General features: G+C 64.0%; 18 protein-coding genes. 6 read left to right on the top strand and 12 right to left on the bottom strand.

The genetic code is table 11. The annotated features are described in order from the left end of the window. Positions 1-119 precede the first annotated feature (119 nt). From V3572_RS08665 to V3572_RS08645, 5 genes are all read right to left on the bottom strand, one after another. Complete coding sequence (locus V3572_RS08665; RefSeq protein WP_332110589.1) at positions 120-1,598, bottom strand: peptidylprolyl isomerase; 1,479 nt, start codon at positions 1,596-1,598, stop codon at positions 120-122. Positions 1,599-1,603: 5 nt separating this feature from the next. Continuing rightward, positions 1,604-5,071, bottom strand: coding sequence for a transcription-repair coupling factor (gene mfd / locus V3572_RS08660; RefSeq protein ID WP_332110588.1), 3,468 nt, complete (start codon positions 5,069-5,071; stop codon positions 1,604-1,606). Positions 5,072-5,212: 141 nt separating this feature from the next. Further along, positions 5,213-5,689 carry a chemotaxis protein CheW gene (locus V3572_RS08655; RefSeq protein WP_332110587.1) on the bottom strand — a complete coding sequence of 159 codons (477 nt, stop codon included), beginning with the start codon at positions 5,687-5,689 and terminating at the stop codon, positions 5,213-5,215. A 122-nt stretch (positions 5,690-5,811) separates the two neighbouring features. Continuing rightward, a complete protein-coding gene (locus V3572_RS08650) occupies positions 5,812-6,291 on the bottom strand; it encodes a hypothetical protein (protein WP_332110586.1) in 480 nt (159 codons plus the stop codon). Between the two features lie 73 nt (positions 6,292-6,364). Next, positions 6,365-7,564 (bottom strand): aminopeptidase, encoded by a 1,200-nt coding sequence (locus tag V3572_RS08645; RefSeq protein WP_332110585.1) that lies wholly within the window; start codon positions 7,562-7,564, stop codon positions 6,365-6,367. A gap of 171 nt (positions 7,565-7,735) precedes the next feature. Between V3572_RS08645 and V3572_RS08640 the strand changes: the two genes are divergently transcribed. Together V3572_RS08640 and infA are read left to right on the top strand one after the other, a co-directional pair. Continuing rightward, a complete protein-coding gene (locus V3572_RS08640) occupies positions 7,736-8,893 on the top strand; it encodes an ATP-binding protein (RefSeq protein ID WP_332110584.1) in 1,158 nt (385 codons plus the stop codon). 262 nt (positions 8,894-9,155) lie between these two features. Continuing rightward, complete coding sequence (gene infA / locus V3572_RS08635; RefSeq protein ID WP_332110583.1) at positions 9,156-9,374, top strand: translation initiation factor IF-1; 219 nt, start codon at positions 9,156-9,158, stop codon at positions 9,372-9,374. A gap of 60 nt (positions 9,375-9,434) precedes the next feature. Here the strand turns inward: infA and V3572_RS08630 are convergent, their stop codons facing one another. After that, entirely contained in the window at positions 9,435-11,042 is a 1,608-nt protein-coding gene (locus tag V3572_RS08630) for an MBL fold metallo-hydrolase (protein WP_332110582.1), read from the bottom strand. A 171-nt stretch (positions 11,043-11,213) separates the two neighbouring features. Here V3572_RS08630 and V3572_RS08625 point away from each other — a divergent pair, with 171 nt between their 5' ends. Both V3572_RS08625 and V3572_RS08620 read left to right on the top strand, forming a co-directional pair. Continuing rightward, positions 11,214-11,870 (top strand): TIGR00730 family Rossman fold protein, encoded by a 657-nt coding sequence (locus tag V3572_RS08625; protein WP_332110581.1) that lies wholly within the window; start codon positions 11,214-11,216, stop codon positions 11,868-11,870. 8 nt (positions 11,871-11,878) lie between these two features. Next, positions 11,879-12,373 carry a GNAT family N-acetyltransferase gene (locus V3572_RS08620; RefSeq protein WP_332110580.1) on the top strand — a complete coding sequence of 165 codons (495 nt, stop codon included), beginning with the start codon at positions 11,879-11,881 and terminating at the stop codon, positions 12,371-12,373. Here the strand turns inward: V3572_RS08620 and uvrC are convergent. The 6 genes from uvrC to V3572_RS08590 form a co-directional block, all read right to left on the bottom strand. Further along, positions 12,343-14,325: an excinuclease ABC subunit UvrC gene (gene uvrC, locus V3572_RS08615; protein WP_332110579.1), complete on the bottom strand. Its 1,983-nt coding sequence runs from the start codon at positions 14,323-14,325 to the stop codon at positions 12,343-12,345. The two genes, V3572_RS08620 and uvrC, sit on opposite strands and share 31 nt — an antisense overlap. Before the next feature lie 28 nt (positions 14,326-14,353). After that, a complete protein-coding gene (locus V3572_RS08610; protein WP_332110578.1) occupies positions 14,354-14,890 on the bottom strand; it encodes a GDSL-type esterase/lipase family protein in 537 nt (178 codons plus the stop codon). Positions 14,891-15,129: 239 nt separating this feature from the next. Continuing rightward, positions 15,130-15,774 (bottom strand): fructose-6-phosphate aldolase, encoded by a 645-nt coding sequence (gene fsa, locus V3572_RS08605; protein WP_332110577.1) that lies wholly within the window; start codon positions 15,772-15,774, stop codon positions 15,130-15,132. A 195-nt stretch (positions 15,775-15,969) separates the two neighbouring features. Continuing rightward, entirely contained in the window at positions 15,970-16,275 is a 306-nt protein-coding gene (locus V3572_RS08600; protein WP_332110576.1) for a transcriptional regulator, read from the bottom strand. Positions 16,276-16,308: 33 nt separating this feature from the next. Then, entirely contained in the window at positions 16,309-16,800 is a 492-nt protein-coding gene (folK, locus tag V3572_RS08595) for a 2-amino-4-hydroxy-6-hydroxymethyldihydropteridine diphosphokinase (protein WP_332110575.1), read from the bottom strand. 8 nt (positions 16,801-16,808) lie between these two features. Further along, positions 16,809-17,975: an LL-diaminopimelate aminotransferase gene (locus V3572_RS08590; protein WP_332110574.1), complete on the bottom strand. Its 1,167-nt coding sequence runs from the start codon at positions 17,973-17,975 to the stop codon at positions 16,809-16,811. A gap of 170 nt (positions 17,976-18,145) precedes the next feature. Here V3572_RS08590 and xerD point away from each other — a divergent pair, with 170 nt between their 5' ends. Both xerD and V3572_RS08580 read left to right on the top strand, forming a co-directional pair. Next, on the top strand, positions 18,146-19,033 hold the full coding sequence (gene xerD / locus V3572_RS08585; protein WP_332110590.1) for a site-specific tyrosine recombinase XerD: 888 nt from the start codon (positions 18,146-18,148) through the stop codon (positions 19,031-19,033). Then, a partial coding sequence (locus tag V3572_RS08580; protein ID WP_332110573.1) for a DHH family phosphoesterase occupies positions 19,030-20,180 on the top strand: 1,151 nt, incomplete at its 3' end. The genes xerD and V3572_RS08580, both read left to right, overlap by 4 nt.

The following is a 20,180-nucleotide window of genomic DNA, read 5'->3' as shown; positions in this document are numbered from 1 at the left end:
TATTCCACTGTTTAAATCAATAGGGGTGGACTTTGATATTCAATACATTTCTTTAGGAGACTTTTTGAAAAAGTTGAACTTGGATCAAGCTCATAGGGATTATCTCAAACGGTATACGTTTAACTAATAAGGTACTTCAAATTTGCAAAATTAATAAGCAGGGAGAAAGAGAACATGGCTAGTATTAAGAGTTTTCGTGTACCGGACGTCGGCTCGGAGGTTCCGGCCTGCGGGGACTCCACGGCGGCAACATCCGGGACGGGCGTTGCGGCGGCAGGCGTTGCGGCGGCAGGCGTTGCGGCGGCGGGTTGCGCCGGGCTTTGGCCGGAAGGCGAGTCCGCCGGGACCGGGGACGTGGGGGGAAGATCCGCAGTCGACTCCCCGGGGCCTTCACGTCCGGGCACCACACGGAAGGCCTCCTGCCGGTCGCCTTCCGCCGGGGACGCCGCAGGGGGCATGGAGGCAGCCGACGAAGGCCCGGCGGGCCCATCTCCCCCCGGCGCCGGGATCACGCCGTCCTGATCCTGCCGGTTGGCGAAACGATCCGCAAAGGATTTCGACACCTGGCCGGTATCGGCCAACTGTGCGGCATGTTCGCCCTCTCCATCCCCCACGCCGGGGAATTCCTTCTCCAGGATGTCCGGTGACGGCGCTTCCGAAACCGCCATATCGCCGTTGGCCACAAGATGCGCGCTGACCCGGATGTCGGCGGCGGCGACGGCCTCGGCAAGCCATTCGGAAAACGCCTCGTTGCGTTTTTTCTCCGCCAGGGCCCTTTCCACCAACGGATAGGCGGCGGCCGGGTCCAGGATGAACGCCGGGGTCTCCCCCACCAGGACCAGGGCCAGGGCCTCCCGCTTTTCCTGAACCACGGGGCTGGCCTGGCCGGGCTGGAGCTTCCCCAGAAGGGCGCGCCAGGCCTCGGGGATCAACTCCCGGGGAAGGCGCACCTCCTGGATGGACGCCGCGTCCGGGATCGGCTCCCGGGGAAAGGTCCGCCCCGAATCCCGCTCACGCACGGCCTCGGCTACACGCTTTTTGTCCGGCCCGCGGACCAAAAGAAACGTCACCACGGCCGGTCGTTGGAAATCCGCCACATGTTCCTTATAATAATCGGCGGCTTCCTGGACCTCGACCTTGGCCCGGTCTTTTAAGATCACGCCTGCGAACTTGTCCGTAGCCACCCGGGTCAACAGGCTCTCGCGCCACTTTTGCGGGTCGATGTTCTCCTCGAAAAGCATGCGGTCAAAGAGCTCTCCCGGGTAGTCGGCCCGGATCTCCGCCTCGAGGCGGGCCAGATCCTCGTCCGTGACCGCAGCCCCGGCCTTTTGCAACTCCGCAAGCATGAGTTCGCGGATGATCAGGTCGGCCATGATCCGGCCGTAATCCAGGCGCAGCCGCTCCACCGAAGGGTTTTCCGTGGCCACAAGCCCCATGCTGCGCAGATCGTGGTTGAATTCGAGCTGCCCAAGGGTCACGGGACGGCCGTTGACCGTGGCCACCACCCCGGGCGGTTCCGCCTTCCGGTCGCAGCCCCAAAAAAGGGCCATGACCAGAAAAAGAACCGGGAAGAGAAGGTATCGGGAAAATAACATCATGATGTTCACGTTCCGTCCGGATGTGCGGCGCACAGCACGGCCAACTCCCGGGCCGCCTCGGCCAGTCCGGCGCGAAGGCCGCCCTCGGAAAGGCGCATCTCCAGTTTCGCCGGGGGCACGAGCCGCGCCCTGGCGCCGTGGGTATTGACAAAGGCCACCAGACTCTCGGCAGAAACCGCCCCCACCGCGCCCGGCCGCGTTTCCCAGGACAGGGACAGTTTGGACGCGGTCACCTCGGCACGGGCCACCTGGAGCCTGGCCAAAACCTGCTTGAGGGCCAAAACGGAGATAAAATTCTCCACCTCCTCGGGCAAGGCCCCGAAACGGTCGCGCATTTCAGCGGCCATCTCGGCCAAACCCTGCTCATTGTGTGCCGTGGATAGGGCTTTGTAAAGCCGCAGGCGATCCTTGGGGTCGGCCACATAGCTTTCAGGGATACGGGCCGACACGGCGATGGTCAACTCCGGGTCCGTGCGCTCGTTTTGCGGTTCCCCGCGCAGCCGTTTGATCTCATCGTCGAGCATCTCCAGGAACATGTCCAGCCCGATCCGTGAAATCTGCCCGGACTGCACCTCGCCCAGGATGTTGCCCGCGCCGCGCAGCCGCAAGTCCTCCATGGCCACCTGGAAGCCCGCCCCCAGATAGTCCATGTCCTGGATGATCCGCAGCCTTTTGCGGGCCGCCTCCGGGATGCCGTCCAGGGAGGGAACCACGAAATAGGCATAGGCCTGAAGCGACGAGCGCCCCACACGGCCGCGCAACTGATAGAGTTGGCCCAGGCCGAACATCTGGGCCTGGTCCACCACCAGGGTGTTGGCCCGGGGGAAGTCCAGCCCCGATTCGATGATGGCCGTACACACCAAAATGTCGATCTCGCCATGCCAGAATTCGTGCATGGCCTTTTCCAGGGCCCCCTCGGCCATCTGGCCGTGGGCCATGGTCACCCGGGCCTCGGGGACCAGTCTTCTGACGAAGGCCGCCGTCTCCTCCAGGCCGCGCACCCGGTTATGCACCCAAAACACCTGCCCCTGGCGTTCCAGTTCGCGGCGCACCACGGAACGCAGGAAATCCGAATCCCGCTCCACCAAAAACGTCTCCACGGCCTTGCGCTCGGGGGGCGGGGTCTCGATGACGCTTAAGCCCCGGATGCCGGAAAGCGACAGTTGCAGGGTGCGGGGGATGGGGGTCGCCGTAAGGGTCAGGACGTCGATGTTTTTGCGCAGGGCCTTGAGCTTTTCCTTGTGCTTGACCCCGAAACGCTGCTCCTCGTCCAGGATGAGAAGCCCCAGGCTCGGGGCCTCCACGTCTTTCGACAGCAGGCGATGTGTGCCGATCAGGATGTCGATTTCCCCTCTCCTGACCCCTTCCGTCACCACCTTCTGACGTTTTGGCGGCACAAACCGACTGAGCATTCCCACCCTGACCGGAAAATCCCCCAGGCGCTTGCTGAAGTTCTGAAAATGCTGTTCGGCCAGGACCGTGGTGGGACACAGCATGACCACCTGCTTGCCGTCGAGCACGGCCCGAAAGGCCGCACGCAGGGCCACCTCGGTCTTGCCGAAGCCCACGTCGCCGCAGACCAGGCGGTCCATGGGTTCGGGCCGTTCCATGTCCGCAAGGACGTCGGCAATGGCCTTTTCCTGGTCCGGAGTCTCCTCGAAGCCGAATCCGGCCTCGAACTCCCAGTACAGTTCGTTGAGCGGCCCGTAGGCATAGCCCTTGGCGACCTTGCGAAAGGCGTACATCTCCACCAGATCCCGGGCGATCTTCTCAATGGCCTTTTTGGCCTTTTCCCGGCCGAGCTTCCAGCGGTTGCCGCCCAGGCGGTCCAGGGCCGGATCGATCCCGTCGGGCCCCTTGAATTTCTGGATGAGCGACATCCGGTCCACGGGCACGTACAAGCGGTCCTCGCCGTCGAAATGCAGCAGCAGGTAGTCCCCGCCCGCGCTGTCCACGGTCATCCGGGTCAACCCGTCGAAACGGGCCAGCCCGTAGTCGCGGTGCACCACCAGATCCCCCGGGGCGATCTCGTCCTGGGAGGCGATCCCCTTGAATCCGCGCACCCGGGAGGCCCGCCCGGCCTCCTCCCCGCCCTCGGGGCGCAGCACGTCCTCGGACAGGATCAGCGTCCGGTTCCAGGTCAATTCCATGCCCTGGCGAAGCGGCGACACCAGGGCGAAAAGCCCCGTACTGCCGGGGTGGTACTGGGTGGAGAGAGAGATGCCCTCGTGCTCGATCATCTTCAAAAACTTGGTGCGCGAGCGTTCCCCATGAAACGACAGCACCACCTGGCGCTTGGACACGGCCCAGTCCCGCAGGCCGGACATGAGCGCCGACCACGGGCGCTTGTCCTCGCCGGGCTTCCAGAACAGATCCGAGAACCGCTCCAGCCCCTTCTCCGGCATATCCGGGCCGTGTTTGCCGTGCCCCAGCACCAGATCCTCGAAGAGCACCTGGCGTCCGGCCAGCCACATCTTGCGGGCCATGCCCCCGGGCCAACACAGCCGGGGCCCGGGCCAGCCGAATCCCCGCTGTGCGGTCTCGGCATCCAAAAACTGCTTCCAGCCGTATTCCACCTCTTCCAACCGGGAGCGCATGCGCGAGGCGTCAAAAAGCATGTACACGGCGTCCTTGGGCAGATGATCGGTCAAGGACGAGGGTTTTTCATAAAAGAGGCCGGGCCAGATGGTCCCGTCCCCGGAGTCGAGCTTGTTCTCCAGGGCCGCCTTGGCCTCCCGGCGCAATTCGCCGGTCACGGCCATGGATTCCCACAGTTCCCTGGCGGCGGCGCGCGAGGCGTCGGTGAGCACGGCCGGAGCCACGGGCAAAAGGCGCATGCGCGGCAGTTCGGCCTGGGAACGCTGGGTGGTGGGATCGAAGGTACGGATATATTCGATGGTGTCCCCGAAAAATTCGAAACGCAGGGGCAGGGCGTAGCCCGGGGCGAAGATGTCCAGCACGTCGCCGCGCACGGCCACCTCGCCGGGCGACTCCACCATGGGCTGGCGGCGATAGCCCCACAGGGCGGCCTGCTCCAAAAGGAGCTCCCGGGACATGTCCTCCCCGGCCGCAAGCTCGATGGAGCTTTCCTCGATCACCTGCCTGGGCGGCCATTTGGGCAACAGGTTGTCCACGGTGAAAAGGCACAGACGGGGCTTTGTGGTGGCGGTCGCGAAATTGAGAAAGGCATTCCGCGCGGCCCAGGCCGAAAGGGACGGGGCGGCCGGAGGATAGGTCGGCAGGGCCCGCCAGGGCGCATTGGCCAGGGGATCGTCCCCCGGGGACAACAGCAGGGAAAAAAGGGACTTGAGCCGGGCCAATTCCGGCGCGCCGGGAACGATGACCACCACGGAAGACCCCGACGCCAGCATGTCGCAAGCCAGAAAGGCCAGGGTGCCGGGGCCGCTTTTGTACACGCCAAGCGAACTCCCCCGGCCCTTCAAAAAATCTTTGATCTCGGACGGATACTGCAAAATCCCGCACTCCTTCGGGCAGCAAGATGAAAAGCCGCCGTCGCGAAAAACGACGGCGGCCATACTCTCGATGGAGACGAAAGCCCCCGAGCCCGGGCCATATTTTGCGCGCGCTGGCGACGCAATGCGAAACGCCGAAAACTAGATGCCCGTCAAGACATCGCGCTCTTCGCCGGACAAGAGGCGGTCCAGATCAAGCAGGATCAGCAGGCGGTCTTCCAGTTTGCCCACGCCGCTGATGTATTCCGATTCGAGGCCGGAAACCACGGGTGGCGGCGGCTCGACCGTGTTGGAGGGTATACGCAGCACCTCGGACACGGAATCCACCACGAATCCCACAATCATGTTGTTGATCTCAATAACGATGATCCGGGTGTGCTTGTCGTGCTCCCTGGTGCTCAGGCCGAAACGCTTCCGCAGGTCGATGATGGGAATGACCTTGCCGCGAAGGTTGATGACCCCTTCCACAAAATCCGGAGCGCGCGGCACCTTGGTAATCTCCATCATCCGGATGATCTCCTGAACCTTCAGGATATCCACTCCGAATTCTTCCTCACCGATGCTAAACGTCACAAGCTGCATCAGTTCGGCGTCCTGCTTCTTCTGGGTTTCATCCATGGGGTGTCCCCTTCTCCGGATTACCGGCGCGTGCGCCGTTCATGCAAACTGGCCCCGAAGCCTCAACTCACATATTCTTAGCTCGTTTCATGATCCCTGGCAATGCTTGGCAGCCCGAAAATTCACTGCCCGGAACGCTCATGGGCAACCTCTTCCGGGGTCATGCTCCAGAACGGAAACCCGTCCTTGGTGCGGCGCACCTTGAGTTCCACGTCCTCGGCCTTCTTGATCTTGATGGCCAGGATGACGTCTTTGCCGTCCACCTCGGCCCAGGCCCCGACTACCTTGACCATGTCCCCTTCCTTGAGCCCGATCACGGACAAATCCACGGCGGACTTCGGTCCCAGATGCACGGTCTCCTGGCGCTTGTCCTTTTTGTCCTCAATGACCAGGCCGATCCCCGGGGCCATGCCTGGCATGGGCACGATTTCCTGAATCTCCAGAACCTTGCCTTTGAACGAATCGGACTCGCTGACGTCAAAAAGCTTGTCGTAGACGCCGCCCTTCTCCCATCCGACGATCCCTGGGTCTGCGGCATGGGCCGCCGCACCGACCAGGAAAAACAGCATCGCCGCCAAAAAGCCCGTCGCCGCGCGCATCATCGTGGACCTCCTGTGCTCCGGGCCATCGCTGCGCCCGGGTCATGGCGACGCCCCGGATTTCCCCGGGGCGTTCCTAATTTTTGAAGATTCCGTCCTCATAGACGGTAACGGCCGATCCGTCCGGCATGACGGCCCGAACCCGTTTTTTCTCCGTATTGACCAGATCCCAGTGCAAGGCCGAGTCGTTAAACCCCAGTTCCGCCTTCCGCTCGGCCGTCAATTCCGCCGGGTCCCCGTCGTAGGTGTCGGAATAGGAGCTTCCCACGGCGATGTGGCAGTTTCCCCACGCGCCGCCGAAATTCTCATCGAAAAGGGTGTTGGCCATGAAGGTGTCGATTTTGGAAAACCGCTTGTCGGTCAGGGAGAACTCCCCAATGCGGCAGGCCCCCTTGTCCATGGCCAGTTGCTTGGCCACGAAGGCCGCCCCTTCCTCGGCCTGGGAGGAAACGGCCTCGCCGTCCCGGAATTCCAGGCGCACCCCGCGCACGTAGTTGCCGCTGCGATACGACGGCTGGTCGGCATAATAGACCCCCTGTACGCCGCGCCAGTCCGGGGACAGAAAAAGCTCGAAGCTGGGGATGTTGTGGCCGGAAATGCCTATCCAGCGCCGCTTGTCCCCCGGGGTGACCTTCAAGTCCACATGCTCCGACTCCACATGGTAGTGGGCAGGCTTTATGGAATTGAGCCAGGCCTTGATCTCGGCGGCCTCGGCGTACAGGGTTTTCCATTTGCCCACCGGATCGGCCTCTTTCAGGAAGCAGGCCTTCTTGATCTGGTCGGCGTACTGCTTGACGGACAGCCCGGCCTTGGCCGCCAGTTCCGGAGTGGGATGCATGCACAGCGTCCAGCCGAAATCCCCGGCCTCCTCGCGGCCCACCAGGATGTCGCGCAGGGGTTTGCGGGCCACGGCGGCCTTGGCGATGCGCTTGGGGTCGATGTCGCTTAAGTGGGTCAGGGATTCCGGGGCCAGGACATGGATGGCCCCGTTTAGGTTCTCGTTGAGCGTGGCCTGTCCGGGAACCTGGAAGACCAACTGGCCCTCGTCGGCCTTGGCGTAGAAGGCGTGCTCCATGCGGAAGGTCGGGATCATGCGGGCCACGGGATGCATCCCCCGGTCCATGATCCTGGCGAACAGGGCCTCGGCCAGGGTCACGGCGGCCAGGTCGTACTGCAATAAAATCACGTCGCCGGCGTGAAATCCCGAGGACCGGGACGTATCCAGGCCCCACATGAGCACGTCGGCGTATTTTTCAATCTGGGTCTGCGTGAACACTCGGTTCTCCATTTTTTTTCATATCCTATCCTGAACATGTCCGGGCATCAAGAGGCCGTCTCCCCTGCTGCCGTCTCCCCTGCGATTCGTCACCCGGCCGTAACCTGTCTATCGGAAACTGACGGCCAGTCTCAACCAAGACCGGCCCATTCCGGCATCGAGGACCACGGCATGCTCGTTTTCGCCCAATCCGGCTATTTTCATGACCTTCTGGACAGCTTCGCCCTGGGCGTGGTCATCTTGAACGCCCGGGGACGCGTCTATGCCGCCAACACGGCCGCCGCGACCCTGCTCGGCCACTCCCGGGAAGAGCTCATCTCCGATCCGGCCGTGGGGTCGGACGTCTTCCGCCGGACGGACGATCCCATGGCCCTGCGCCGCTATCTGCGCGCGGCCCTGCGGCGCGACCCACCCGGCGGCCCGCTTCGTCTGCAGTACCGGACCTTGGCCGGGACGCCCCTGCACCTGTCCCTGACCTTCTCCCATCTTGTGGAGAACGACAAAATATTCGGGGTGATGCTCCAGATCACGGACGTGACCGAGATCATCACCCTGCACGAACGGGAACGACGCATCCTGGGCGAAAAATACCGCGTGGAACGGGAGCGGGTGGAGAGCCTGCGGGCCCTGTCCTCGGCCGTGGCCCACCAGTTGCGCAACCCCGCCATGTCCATCGGCGGGCTGACGGGCCTTTTGCTCAAAAAAAGCCCTCCGGGCGACCCGGCGCGCCCCTTTCTCCAGGCGGTTCTGGAGGAATCCAAGCGGCTTGAGGCCATCGTGGCCGCCGTGGGCGAGGCCACCCTGCCCCTGTCCCCCCAGACGTCCTGCTTCTCTCTGCGGGATCTGGTCCAGTCCAGGCTGGCCCATGTCCGGGCCGCGACCGAAAAACGCGGGCTGTCCGCCGTCTGGAGCCTGCATGGGGACGATGGCCGCCTGTGCCTGGACGGCTCGCTTCTGGGACAAGCCCTGGACGAGATCCTGACCAACGCGGCCGAGGCCTCGCAAAGCGGCGGCCGGGTGGATGTGTCGCTTTCGCCGCACCCTGCGGCCGACGGCCGCGCCGACCATGCGGCCATCACCGTCCGGGACCAGGGGCCGGGCATCGCAGCGGACATCCTGCCCTTTCTTTTCGATCCGTTTTTCACCACCAAGGCCGTGGGGGTGGGCATGGGCCTGTGCCGGGCCAGACGCATCATGGCCGCCCTGGGCGGAGAGATACGGGTGGAGAATCATCCGGATGGCGGGGCCGTGGCCGTCCTCCTGGCGGCGGGAGCCGCCGCCCCGGGCGACGACGCCGACACCGGGGAATCTCGGGACGCGGCCGTCTGAGCCCGGGCATGCTTCACCTGCCGTGTCCCCGGGACCGGCTGAACGGTCGGCCCGGCCGACAGGCCCCCCGTGGCCGTTCCGGGTGGCGGCAGCCCGGGGAAGCCTGCCGCGCCCGGCCATGCCGTCAGGCATCCCTTGCTTTTCTGCGCCAAATGGATACAATGCCGCGTTTGAGCCTGACGCCTCTGGTCCAAAAGGATGGGATGCGTTGCGCCCTTGTGCGCCAAAGAGGCCTTTCAGACACAACGCAGAGGGAGAACATATGCCCAAGGAAGATGCGATTGAAGTCGACGGCATCGTCGAAGAGGCGCTGCCAAACGCCATGTTCCGCGTAAAACTGGAAAACGGCCACGGGGTTTTGGCCCACATCTCCGGGAAAATGCGCAAGTTCTATATCCGCATCCTGCCCGGCGACCGGGTCAAGTGCGAACTGTCGCCCTACGACCTCACCCGGGGACGCATCACCTACCGCCTCAAGTAACGGCCCCGGACCAGGATCGAAACGCCGCCGGGCCGCGCGGTCCCGGCATCGGGGAACCCCTCATATCTCCGACAGAAGCTCCGTCAGATCCCTGTTCACCTCCAAAAGCCGCTGCCGCAGATCGGTCTGGTCCGTCCAGGGCTTGGCCGAAAGATCGTCCAGGCGTTGGCGCAAAAGCGCGAATTTGCCCTCCGTGTCCGCAAGCAGATACGGCCAATCGATGCGCGGCCAGGCCTTTTCCGGATCGGCGGCGACCTTGGGTTCCGCCCCGGGCTGCAGGGTATATTCCTCCAGATAGTCGGGAACCCGCACGGAAACCTTGTATTTTTCCCGAATGAGCCCGGCCAGGGTGGTCAGGGCCTTGAGCTCGCCGTGGATCAAAAAGATCTCCCTGGTTCCGTCTTTTAAGTGGTCGAGCCATTCCATGATCTGGCTTTGCCCGGCGTGCGAGGAAAAGCCGCCGATGGTATAGATTTTGGCGGCCACGGCCACCTCCTCGCCCAGGATGCGGATAAACGGCGCGCCGTCCACGATGCGCCGCCCAGGCGTCCCCATGGCCTGATAGCCCACAAACACGATGCTGGCCCCGGGCCGCCACAGGTTGTGGCGCAGGTGGTGCTTGATGCGTCCGGCGTTGCACATGCCGCTGGCGGAGATGACCACGGCCGGACCGTCCAGATCGTTGATGGCCCGGGATTGGTCCGTGCTCTGGGTGAAACGCAGATTGGGCAGGGCCAGGGGATCTTCCCCCTGGTCGAGATAGGCCCGGGTCTGCTCATCCATATATTCGGGATGGCGGCGAAAAACCTCCGTGGCCTTGATGGCCAGGGGGCTGTCCACGAAAACCGGCATGTCCTCGGGAAGCTTTCCCTCCTTGCGCAGGAGGTGCAGGCAAAAAATGATCTCCTGGGTGCGCTCCACGGCGAAGGCCGGGATGATGACCTTTTCCCGCAGGCCGTAGCTGCGGGCGATGGCCTCGGCCAACTCGGCCCGGCTCTGGGTCTCGTTTTTATGGTTGCGGTCGCCGTAGGTGCCCTCCACAAACAGGTAGTCGGCATGGGCCACGGTGCTCGGATCGTTGACCAGAAGCTGGTTGGGGCGTCCCAGATCCCCGGAAAAGACCAGCTTGGTCTCCGTGCCGTTTTCCTTGATCCACAACTCCACGAAGGCCGACCCGAGGATGTGCCCGGCGTCGCTGAACCGGGCCGTTATCCCCTTGGCCGGGGAAAAATCCTGGCCGTAGGGCACGGGTTTCAAAAGCGGCATCACGGCCCGGGCGTCGGCCATGGTGTACAGGGGTTCGGCCCGTTTGCCGCCCCGGCGGCGGCTTGTGCGGTTTTTCCACTCGGCCTCGGATTCCTGGATGTGGGCGCTGTCGGCCAGCATGATCTCCAGCAGGTCGCGGGTGGGAGGGGTGACGTAGATGGGGCCGGAAAACCCGGTCTTGACCATGCGCGGCAAGAGCCCGGAATGGTCCATATGGGCGTGGGTGATGATGAAAAAATCCATCTCCCCGGGATGGTAGACGGAGGTGTCCAGGTTGCGCCGCTCGATGGCCTCGTTGCCCTGATGCAGGCCGCAGTCGATGGCGAAACGGCTTCCCGCCGCCTCAAGGGCGTGGCAGGAACCGGTGACGGTTCCGGCCGCTCCCAAGAATCTGATTTTCATTCCTGCTCCTTTGGGCCGCCGGGCGCCCCGCCCGGCGACTTGAAATGCATCCGCAATACAGGCACTATGCGCGGGCGCTCGGCCCTGGCGATTCTCTTTTATCCCAGGCGGCTTGAAATGAAAAGCCGCCGTCGCGACGCCGCGCCGCCCCCCCCCCGACAAGGAGAAGGCATGAACGGTTCCCGGCAGTATCTCATCGACGACCTGTCCATGAAGGAGTCCTGGCGGCTCTTTAAAATCATGGCCGAACTCGTGGACGGCTTCGATTCCTTAAGCGACATCGGCCCGGCCGTGTCCATCTTCGGCTCGGCCCGCATGACCCCCGACGAGCCCCTGTACCAACTGACGGAAAAGCTGGCCGGGCTTCTGGCCAAGACCGGATACACGGTCATCACCGGCGGCGGCCCGGGACTCATGGAGGCCGCCAACAAGGGGGCGGCCGCAGCCGGAGGCGCCTCCGTGGGCCTGCACATCCACCTGCCCTTCGAACAAAAATACAACCAGTACCTCAACCTGCGCTGCGACTTCCGCTACTTTTTCGTGCGCAAGGTGATGTTCGTGAAATACGCCATGGCCTATGTGGCCATGCCCGGCGGCTTCGGCACCCTGGATGAACTCTTCGAGGCGTTGGTGCTCATCCAGACCCACCGCATCAAGCCCTTCCCCATCATCCTCATGGGCTCGGACTACTGGGGCGGGCTCGTGGACTGGCTCAAAAAAGAGGTCATCACCCGCAAATTCCTGGGCGAAGAAGACCTGGACATGTTCCGCGTCTACGATACGCCTGAAGAGGTGGTGGCCTTCATCAAGCGCCACGTCATTCTCTGAGGTCCGGCATGGAGACGCGCCTGCGCATCCGGGACGCCGATCCCGGATCGAGCCTGGACGTGGTCCGGGAGCTTTTCCGGGAATACGCCGCCGCGTTGGGGTTCGGGCTGGAGTTCCAGGACTTCGAGGCGGAACTGGCCGGGCTGCCGGGGCGCTACGCCCCGCCCGGCGGATGCCTGCTGGTGGCCGAGGCCGGGGACGGCCCGGTGCGCTTCGGGGGCTGCGTGGCCCTGCGCGATCTGGGCTGCGGGGTGTGCGAGATGAAACGACTCTATGTGCGGCCCTGGTTCCGGGGCCAGGGATTGGGAAGACGGCTGGCGGAAACGGTCATCGCCCGGGCCAAAGACATGGACTATGCCCGCATGCGCCTGGACACCATCGTCACCATGGCCCAGGCCAACGGCCTGTACCAAAGCCTGGGATTTTCCCCCATCCCGGCCTACTGCCCAAATCCCATCCCGGGGGCCCTGTTTTACGAACTGCGCCTGACGCCCGCCGCCTGAGGGCCTGGGACATCCCCAAACGCCTCCGCAGGGTCGTCCGGCGCCCCCAATCCCGACAACAGATCGCTGACCTTCCTGGCCTTGGTGATCCCGAAACCGGGGAGCGCCGCCAGGTCTTCCAGGCTGGCCCGGCGCATGGCCTCCACCGTCCCGAAATGCGTAAACAACAGCTTCGCGGTCTTTGGGCCGACCCCGGGCAGGCTTGCCACCTCGCTTTTCAGGGCCGTCTTTTTGCGCGCCCGCCGTTGCCCGCCCAGACAGAAGGCATGGGCCGCATCGCGCAGGCGTTGCAGAAACAGCAACTCCTGGCTGCCCGGGGCCAGGTTCACGGGATTTTTGCGTCCCGGCAAAAACACCCGGTCTTCCATGTCCGCCGCACTGCGGCCGGACTTGACGATGGAGGCCAGGGGGAAAAGACCGGCCTGTCCGGCTTCCTGCATGGCCCGTTCCACGGCCCGGATCTGGCCCTTGCCGCCGTCGATGAGCAAGAGATCGGGAAACGGGGGGCCCGAGGCCAGACGCCTGGGCACAAAACTGGCCAGGGAGAGATAGTCGTCCGAGGCGCCCTGAAGCTCCGGAAAGGCGTAGAGGCGGTAATCGGATTTCTTGGGTCGGCCGTCCTCGAAGACCACGCACCCCACCCGGACATCCGCGCCGCCCAGATGGGAGACGTCCACGGTCTCGATGCGCCGGGGGGATTCCGCCAGATGCAGGGCCTTGGCCAGCCGGGCGGACATGGCCGCGAAATCCGCCTCCCGGCCCCGCTCGGCAAAGGCCCGGGCCGCGTTGACCTCGGCCAGTTCCATGAGCTTGCGCTCGTTTTTGCCGCGCGGCCCGGCCAGTTTGACCGGAGCGCCGCGCAGATCGGCCAGGGTCTCGGCCGCAAGCTCCCATCCGCCGTCGCCGTCCTCGCCGGGCATGGCAGGCGCGGATACGGCCGCCTCGGGCAAAAGGATGCGCGGCGGCACATAGCTCTCGGCACGGTAAAACTGTCCCAAAACGCCCCGCACGGCCTCGGCCGCATCGGCCGGGTCCAGGTTCGGCCAGTAGAAATCCCGCTTGTCCAAAAGCCGCCCCTGGCGCACGAAAAGGATGCTGGCCCCCAGTCCCCGGGGGACGTCCTCCAAGGCGTCGGGATCACCCTCGCCGGGTTTCGGGCTCCGTCCCGGCCCGGCGGACAGACCCAGCACGTCCAGATCCACCGGGTCCGGCAATACCGCCGCCTGCCCTTCCACGGTCTTTTTCACCGCCCGGACGAGGTCGCGCAGCTTGGCCGCCCGCTCGAAATCCAGATTCTCCGAGGCCGCCAGCATCTCCCGCTCCAGCCCGCGCAAAAGCTCGCCCGAACGGCCGGACAAGAAGGCCTCCACCCGGCGCACCAGCTCCATGTATTCGTCCCGGGGCACCTCGTTGACGCACGGGGCCAGACACTGGCCGATGTGCTGGAAAAGGCACGGCCTGATCCGGTTGGCCAAGGCCTTGTCGGAGCACTTGCGCAGGGGGAAGGCCCGGCCGATCTCCTTCCAGGTGCGCCGGGCGGCGGCGGCCGAGGTGAAGGGACCGAAATAGGCGCTCCCGTCGCGCTCCACCTTGCGGGTGAACGTCAGGCGCGGATAGGCGGCGTTTTTGTCGAGCTTGAAAAGGATGTACTGCTTGTCGTCCTTTAAAACCAAGTTGTAGCGCGGCCGGTGCTTTTTGATCAGGCTCGATTCGAGCAGAAGGGCCTCTTTCTCCGTGGCCGTCAAAAGCACGTCCACCGCCGCGATGCGGGCCACCAGGGCCTTGGTCTTGGGGGTGTGGCCGGTATCGGCCCGGAAATAGGAGGAAAGCCTGGAGCGCAGGCTTTTGGCCTTGCCCACATAGAGGATTTTCCCCTGCGCCCCCTTCATGAGGTAGACGCCCGGGGAGGCGGGAAAATCCGTGGGCTGGAAGTGAAAGGGCCGGGAGTTCATGGCCTTGGGCCGCGACTCCGGGGGGGCCTCACAACTGGTTGACGATGAGTTTTTTCCACAGGGAGTAGGCGTTCCGGGTGAGGTGGATGCCGTCTTCGGTGAAGTTGGGGCCGAGCTTGCCGTCGTCGGCCACAAATGCCGGATAAAGATCCAGATATCTCACGAACGAGTTGAATTTTTTACACATATCCGCCAACTTCCGGTTGACGGCCACGATGTCGTCGTTGTTGATGCGGGCCACCCGGGTGGGCAGGATGCTCTGCACATAGATCTTGGTGTAGGGGGATACTTCCTGAACGCGCCGGATCATCTTCTCGTAGTTCTCCACGATGCGCTGCCCGGCCCCGATCTCGTTGACCCCGATCATGAGGAACATCTTCTGGGGTTTGCGCTGGGCGATGGGCTCGATGCGCCCGAGCACGTCGGCGCTGGTGGAGCTGTCGATGCCCTGGACGTAGACGCGCTCCTGGCCATCGAAGATTTTGTAGTAGTCAAAGCCCCTGGTGAGGCTGTCCCCGCAAAAAACGATCTGGAGGGACAAAAGAAGGGGGACGACGGGATTCATCCGGCAGCGGCTCCCTGGGATGGCGTGGTGGAATGCATGGTCGTGGCGAATCCGGTCAGCCGGGTGGAGACTCCAGGGCCGGCTCCGGATTGGCCCGTGGAACATGCGTACGTCATGACAACAGCGTCAGTGGGGAAAGTATAGGTCGCCATGGCGGGCTGGTCAAGCCTGGGCCCCGGCCGACGTCATGCCTGCCGCGGCCCGGACGGGAAGGGCCGCCCTGGTCGCGGGAAAGGCGGCTACTTCTGGACCTTTTCCCAGTCCTTCATGAACGTCTCAAGCCCCTTGTCCGTCAGGGGATGCCGCGACAGCTCCCGGATGACCGCAAAGGGAATGGTGGCCACGTCCGCGCCGCACAGGGCGGCCTCCAGCACATGCAGGGGATGCCGCACGCTGGCCACCAGCACCTGGGCGCCGAAATCGTAATTTTTGAAGATGGCCACGATCTGCTCCACCACCTCCATGCCGTTTTGCGACAGGGCGTCCAGACGGCCCACGAAGGGGCTGACGTACGTAGCCCCGGCCTTGGCCGCCAAAAGCGCCTGAAGGGGGTGGAAGACCAGGGTCACGTTGGTGTCGATGGCCTGGGCGGTCAGTTCCTTCACCGCCGCCAGGCCCTCAAGGGTCATGGGGATCTTGACCACCACGTTGGGACCGATCTTCACCAGTTCGTTGGCCTCGGCGATCATCTCGGCCGCAGTCTGCCCGATGACCTCCAGGCTCACGGGACCGGGGGTCTCCCGGCAGATTTTTTCGGCCAGGGACCGCCACTCCCCGGATTCCCGGGAAAAAAGCGTCGGATTGGTGGTCACGCCGTCGATGAGCCCGTAGGCCCGGGCCTGGCGGATCTCGTCCAGGTTGGCGGTATCGAGAAAAAATTTCATGGCATGTCCTTGCCCGGTTTGGGGGGCGCGTCAGAAGGATGTCCGGGGAGGCGCCGATACGGCTTCGGCCGGTGTTCCGGCGCGGCATCCCGGCATGTGGCGCGGACGCCGCATCGTTTCCGGCCCGTGAACAGGGATCGGCCTAGGCCACGGGCAGCCGTACGGCGTATGCCGGAGAAATATGTCCACCCCGTGTCACGAGGCGTCCTTTTTGGCGTCTCCGGGCTCGGACCCGGCGGCCGCCGTGTCGCCCTGCAGCATCTTTACGTATTTCTCCCGGCATTCATAGCTGCAAAAGTAATGCACCTTGTCGCCCTCACGCACCCGGATGTCTCCGTCCTTGGACACAAAGGCCCCGCACATGGGATCCTTGACCATCTCTCCGGTGACCAGCAGGCTTTCCTTGTCCTCTTTTTCCTGGGCTTTCTTGCGCTTCTTGTCCCCGGTAAAAAGCTTCCACAGAATAAACCCGGCCAGGATGAGGATGAGCCATCTATACATAATACCTTCCTTTTCGTTTCGAAAAAAGACCTCTCACGGACCCTGGAATATGCTATTGCCCTCGATTTTGAAAGGGATTTTCGCAAGCGCCGCGCCGATCCCCTCCCCGTCCGGAAAGACCAGGGCCGGGGCGATGTCGCCAAGGGGAACCAGCACGAAGGCCCGTTGGCGCATGCGCGGATGGGGCAGGGTCAAGACGTCCGTGTCGCGAAGCATAGTCCCGAAAAGCAGTAGGTCCAGATCAATGGGCCGGGGACCGAACCGCTCCCGGACGCCTTCCGGGGGGCGGCCCATGGCCGCCTCCACGTCCTTTAGCGCGCAAAGAAGCGATTCCGGGGTCCAGGCGGGACCAAGCTCCAGGGCCGCCGCCCGGTTGTGGAACCAGGGCTGGTCGGCCCTGTCCTGGGGCTCGGTGACATAGCACGGGGAAACCGCCGCGACACGCAGGCCGGGCAGCTCCCCCAGTCGGCGAAGGGCCTCGCCCAGGGCCGCCCGGGCGTCGCCCTGGTTGGCCCCCAGCCCCACGTAGGCGGTTACAGGCTGGCGATCCGTGACAGGGCCTCCTCAAGGCGCTCTATGCCCACCGTCAGGGCGATGCGGAAAAAGCCCTCGCCGGGCGCGCCGAAACCGTTGCCCGGGGTGACCACCACGCCGGTGTTTTTGAGCACCCGGGACACGAATCCGGCCGAGGTTTCGCCCGCCGGGACGCGGCACCACAGATAGAAGGAGGCGTCGGGCGTGCGGCAGTCAAGCCCCATCTTGCGCAGGGCGGGAACGGCGATGTCCCGGCGTTTTTTATAGATGGCCCGAAACGAGGCGGCGTACGGTTCGCCCTGGGTCAGAGCCGCCACCCCGGCCTCCTGCACGGCCTGGAAAATGCCCGAGTCCACGTTTTCCTTGATTTTCCCCAGGCCTTTGACCAGACTTTCATTGCCCACGGCCATGCCGATGCGCCAGCCGGTCATGTTGTAGGTCTTGGACAGGCTGTGGAACTCGATGGCCACGTCCTTGGCCCCGGGAATCTCGAAGATGGACAGGGGCTTTTTGGCGTCGTCGAAGTACATCTCGGTGTAGGCCGCGTCGGACACCAGGATGGTCCCGGTGTCCCTGGCCTTTTTCACCAGCTTCTCGTAGAACTCGCGGGGAGCCGTGGCCCCGGTGGGGTTATTGGGATAGTTGACGAAGATGATCTTGGCCCGGTCCCACTGCGCGTCGGAGACGGCGTCCAGGTCCGGCAGAAAGTCGTTGTCCGGGGTCAGGGGCAACGTCAGCGACTCCCCCCCGGCGAATCCCGTGGCCACCGGATAGACCGGATAGTTGGGCGAGGCGATAAGCGCCAGATCCCCGGGATTGATGAAGGCCAGGGGAAAATGGGCGATGCCCTCCTTGGACCCGATGAGGCTGACCACCTCGTTGTCCGGGTCCAGGTCCACGCCGAAACGGGTCTTGTACCAGTCGGCCACGGCCTTGCGGAAGGACAGAAGACCCGTATACGAGGGGTATTGATGGTTTTCCGGCTTTTTGGCCGAGGCGTGCAGGGCCTCGATGATGAAATCCGGGGTGGGCAGGTCCGGATCGCCGATGCCCAGGGAGATGATGTCCATGCCCTGGCTTTTCACCTCCGCCTTGAGCCGGTCGATTTCAGCAAAGAGATATGGGGGAAGTTTGGCCACGCGGTCGGCGAGTCGAAACTGGGTCATGCGGTTGCTCCTTTCCAGCGGGATGTCGCGGCCGCCTGTGGAACCAAACGAAAGCCAGCGGCGCGGTGTGGGTTCATAAAAAGAGGTGGCGTCCCGTGTCAATGAAAAGGCGGCCCGGGCCGCACGGCCCTCCCCCGCCGCACCATGCGCAGGCCCCCGTCGTCCATCCCATGGTGGACCGCTACCTGGAGCATCTCCTGATCGTGAAGGGCCTTTCCGAAAACAGCCTGTCCGCCTATTCCCTGGACCTGGACGTTTTCCAGCGGTTTCTGACCGAACGCGGCGGCGACATCGAGGCCGTCACCGACGAGACGATCTTTCTCTATCTGCTGCATCTGCGGCAACGCGGCCTGTCCAGCCGGTCCATGGCCCGGCGCCTCTCGGCCCTGCGCGGATTCTTCGCCTTCGCCGTGGACGAGGGCCTGCTTGCCGAAAGCCCGGCCGCCCTGGTGGAGAGCCCCAAACTGCCGCGCCTGCTGCCCGACGTTCTGACCACGGACGAGGTCGCGGGGCTTTTGGCCGCGCCGGACGTGGACACCCCCCTGGGATTTCGGGACAAGGCCATGCTGGAGCTGCTCTATGCCGCCGGGCTGCGGGTTTCGGAACTGGTGACCCTGACGCCGCTTGATTTCGACGCCCAGACCGGGCTTTTAAAAATCTTCGGCAAGGGCTCCAAGGAACGCCTGGTGCCCATCCACTATCTGGCCCAGGACATCTGCATCCGCTACCTGCAAAGCGTGCGCGGAGCCTTCAAGCCCGTGGAGCACTTTTTCTTCCTCAACCGCTCGGGCAAGGGCCTGACCCGCCAGGGGGTCTGGAAGCTCATCAAACGTTACGCCCTCCAGGCGGGCATCACCAAGGACATCAGCCCCCACAGCCTGCGCCATTCCTTCGCCACCCACCTGCTCGAAGGCGGCGCGGACCTGCGCACCGTGCAGATCCTGCTTGGCCACGCGGACATCAGCGCCACGGAAATCTATACCCATGTCCAGTCCAAGCGGCTGCTGGCGGTCCATGAGGCCTACCATCCACGCTCCCGGCTGGGCGGAAAAAAATGAACGCCACTCCCGAAAAAAACATGCCCCAGGACATCCCGGCGCCCACCATCGTCATCACCGGCCACACCAACGCCGACTTCGACTGCCTGGCGGCCATCGTGGCCGCCGGTAAGCTCTATCCCGGCGCGACGCTCATTTTTCCCGGCAGCCAGGAAAAAAACCTGCGCCACTTTTTCATCCAAAGCGCAACGTACCTTTATAATTTCAAAAATTTCAAGGATATCGACCCAAGCCACGTGACCACCCTGGTCATGGTGGACACCCGCCAAAAAAACCGCGTGCCCCATGTGGCCCCGCTTTTCGACAAGCCGGACCTCGTCATCCACTGCTACGACCACCACCCCGACTCCGACGACGACGTGGCCCCGGCCGTCTCCCTGATCAAACCCTGGGGCTCCACGGCGGGCATCCTGGTCAAGGAGATCCGCGACCGGGGCCTGGCCGTAACCCCTGACGAAGCCACCATCATGGGCCTTGGCATCTATGAGGACACGGGCTCGTTCACCTTCAGCTCCACCACCGAGCACGACCTGGCGGCCGCCGCCTGGCTGCGGGCCTCGGGCATGGACGTCAACGTCATCGCCGACCTCATGACCCGGGAACTGAGCAGCGAACAAATCACCATCATGAGCGGGCTCATCGAATCCGCCGCCACCCACGACATCAACGGCGTGGAGGTCGTGGTGGCCGAGGCGTTTTGCGAACGCTACGTGGGGGACTTTGCGCTTTTGGTCCACAAGTTTCTGGACATGGAGAACATCCGGGTGCTCTTCGCCCTGGGCATGATGAACGACCGGGTGCATCTGGTGGCCCGCTCCCGCAGCCCCGACGTGGACGTGGGCCGCATCTGCGCCTCCCTTGGCGGCGGCGGACACGCCTACGCGGCCTCGGCCGCAATCAAGAACAAGACCATGACCCAGGTCAAGGAGGAGCTCTTCGCCCTGCTCTATTCCCAGATCAATCCCCAGATACGCATCCGCCAGCTCATGAGCCGACCGGCCATCAGCGTGGCCGCCAACGAACGCATCGCCCAGGCCGCCGAGATCATGACCCGCTACGGCCTTAAAGCCCTGCCCGTGGTCAAGCCGGACACCAAGACCTGCGTGGGCGTCCTGGAGCACGACATCATGGACAAGGCCGTCAAGCA

The organism is Desulfolutivibrio sp., assembly GCF_036584575.1.
In the GTDB taxonomy this organism is placed as follows: domain Bacteria; phylum Desulfobacterota; class Desulfovibrionia; order Desulfovibrionales; family Desulfovibrionaceae; genus Desulfolutivibrio.
Note: the sequence above shows the minus strand (reverse complement) of the source record. Positions and strands in the feature narration are given on the sequence as shown.

Bases quoted from the DNA above. Each gene is read 5' to 3' on its own strand.
- V3572_RS08665 (WP_332110589.1), bottom strand. From the start codon at position 1,598: ATGATGTTATTTTCCCGATACCTTCTCTTCCCGGTTCTTTTTCTGGTC.
- V3572_RS08655 (WP_332110587.1), bottom strand. From the start codon at position 5,689: ATGGATGAAACCCAGAAGAAGCAGGACGCCGAACTGATGCAGCTTGTG.
- V3572_RS08650 (WP_332110586.1), bottom strand. From the start codon at position 6,291: ATGATGCGCGCGGCGACGGGCTTTTTGGCGGCGATGCTGTTTTTCCTG.
- V3572_RS08640 (WP_332110584.1), top strand. From the start codon at position 7,736: ATGCTCGTTTTCGCCCAATCCGGCTATTTTCATGACCTTCTGGACAGC.
- infA (WP_332110583.1), top strand. From the start codon at position 9,156: ATGCCCAAGGAAGATGCGATTGAAGTCGACGGCATCGTCGAAGAGGCG.
- V3572_RS08630 (WP_332110582.1), bottom strand. From the start codon at position 11,042: ATGAAAATCAGATTCTTGGGAGCGGCCGGAACCGTCACCGGTTCCTGC.
- V3572_RS08625 (WP_332110581.1), top strand. From the start codon at position 11,214: ATGAACGGTTCCCGGCAGTATCTCATCGACGACCTGTCCATGAAGGAG.
- V3572_RS08620 (WP_332110580.1), top strand. From the start codon at position 11,879: ATGGAGACGCGCCTGCGCATCCGGGACGCCGATCCCGGATCGAGCCTG.
- uvrC (WP_332110579.1), bottom strand. From the start codon at position 14,325: ATGAACTCCCGGCCCTTTCACTTCCAGCCCACGGATTTTCCCGCCTCC.
- V3572_RS08610 (WP_332110578.1), bottom strand. From the start codon at position 14,890: ATGAATCCCGTCGTCCCCCTTCTTTTGTCCCTCCAGATCGTTTTTTGC.
- fsa (WP_332110577.1), bottom strand. From the start codon at position 15,774: ATGAAATTTTTTCTCGATACCGCCAACCTGGACGAGATCCGCCAGGCC.
- V3572_RS08600 (WP_332110576.1), bottom strand. From the start codon at position 16,275: ATGTATAGATGGCTCATCCTCATCCTGGCCGGGTTTATTCTGTGGAAG.
- V3572_RS08590 (WP_332110574.1), bottom strand. From the start codon at position 17,975: ATGACCCAGTTTCGACTCGCCGACCGCGTGGCCAAACTTCCCCCATAT.
- xerD (WP_332110590.1), top strand. From the start codon at position 18,146: ATGGTGGACCGCTACCTGGAGCATCTCCTGATCGTGAAGGGCCTTTCC.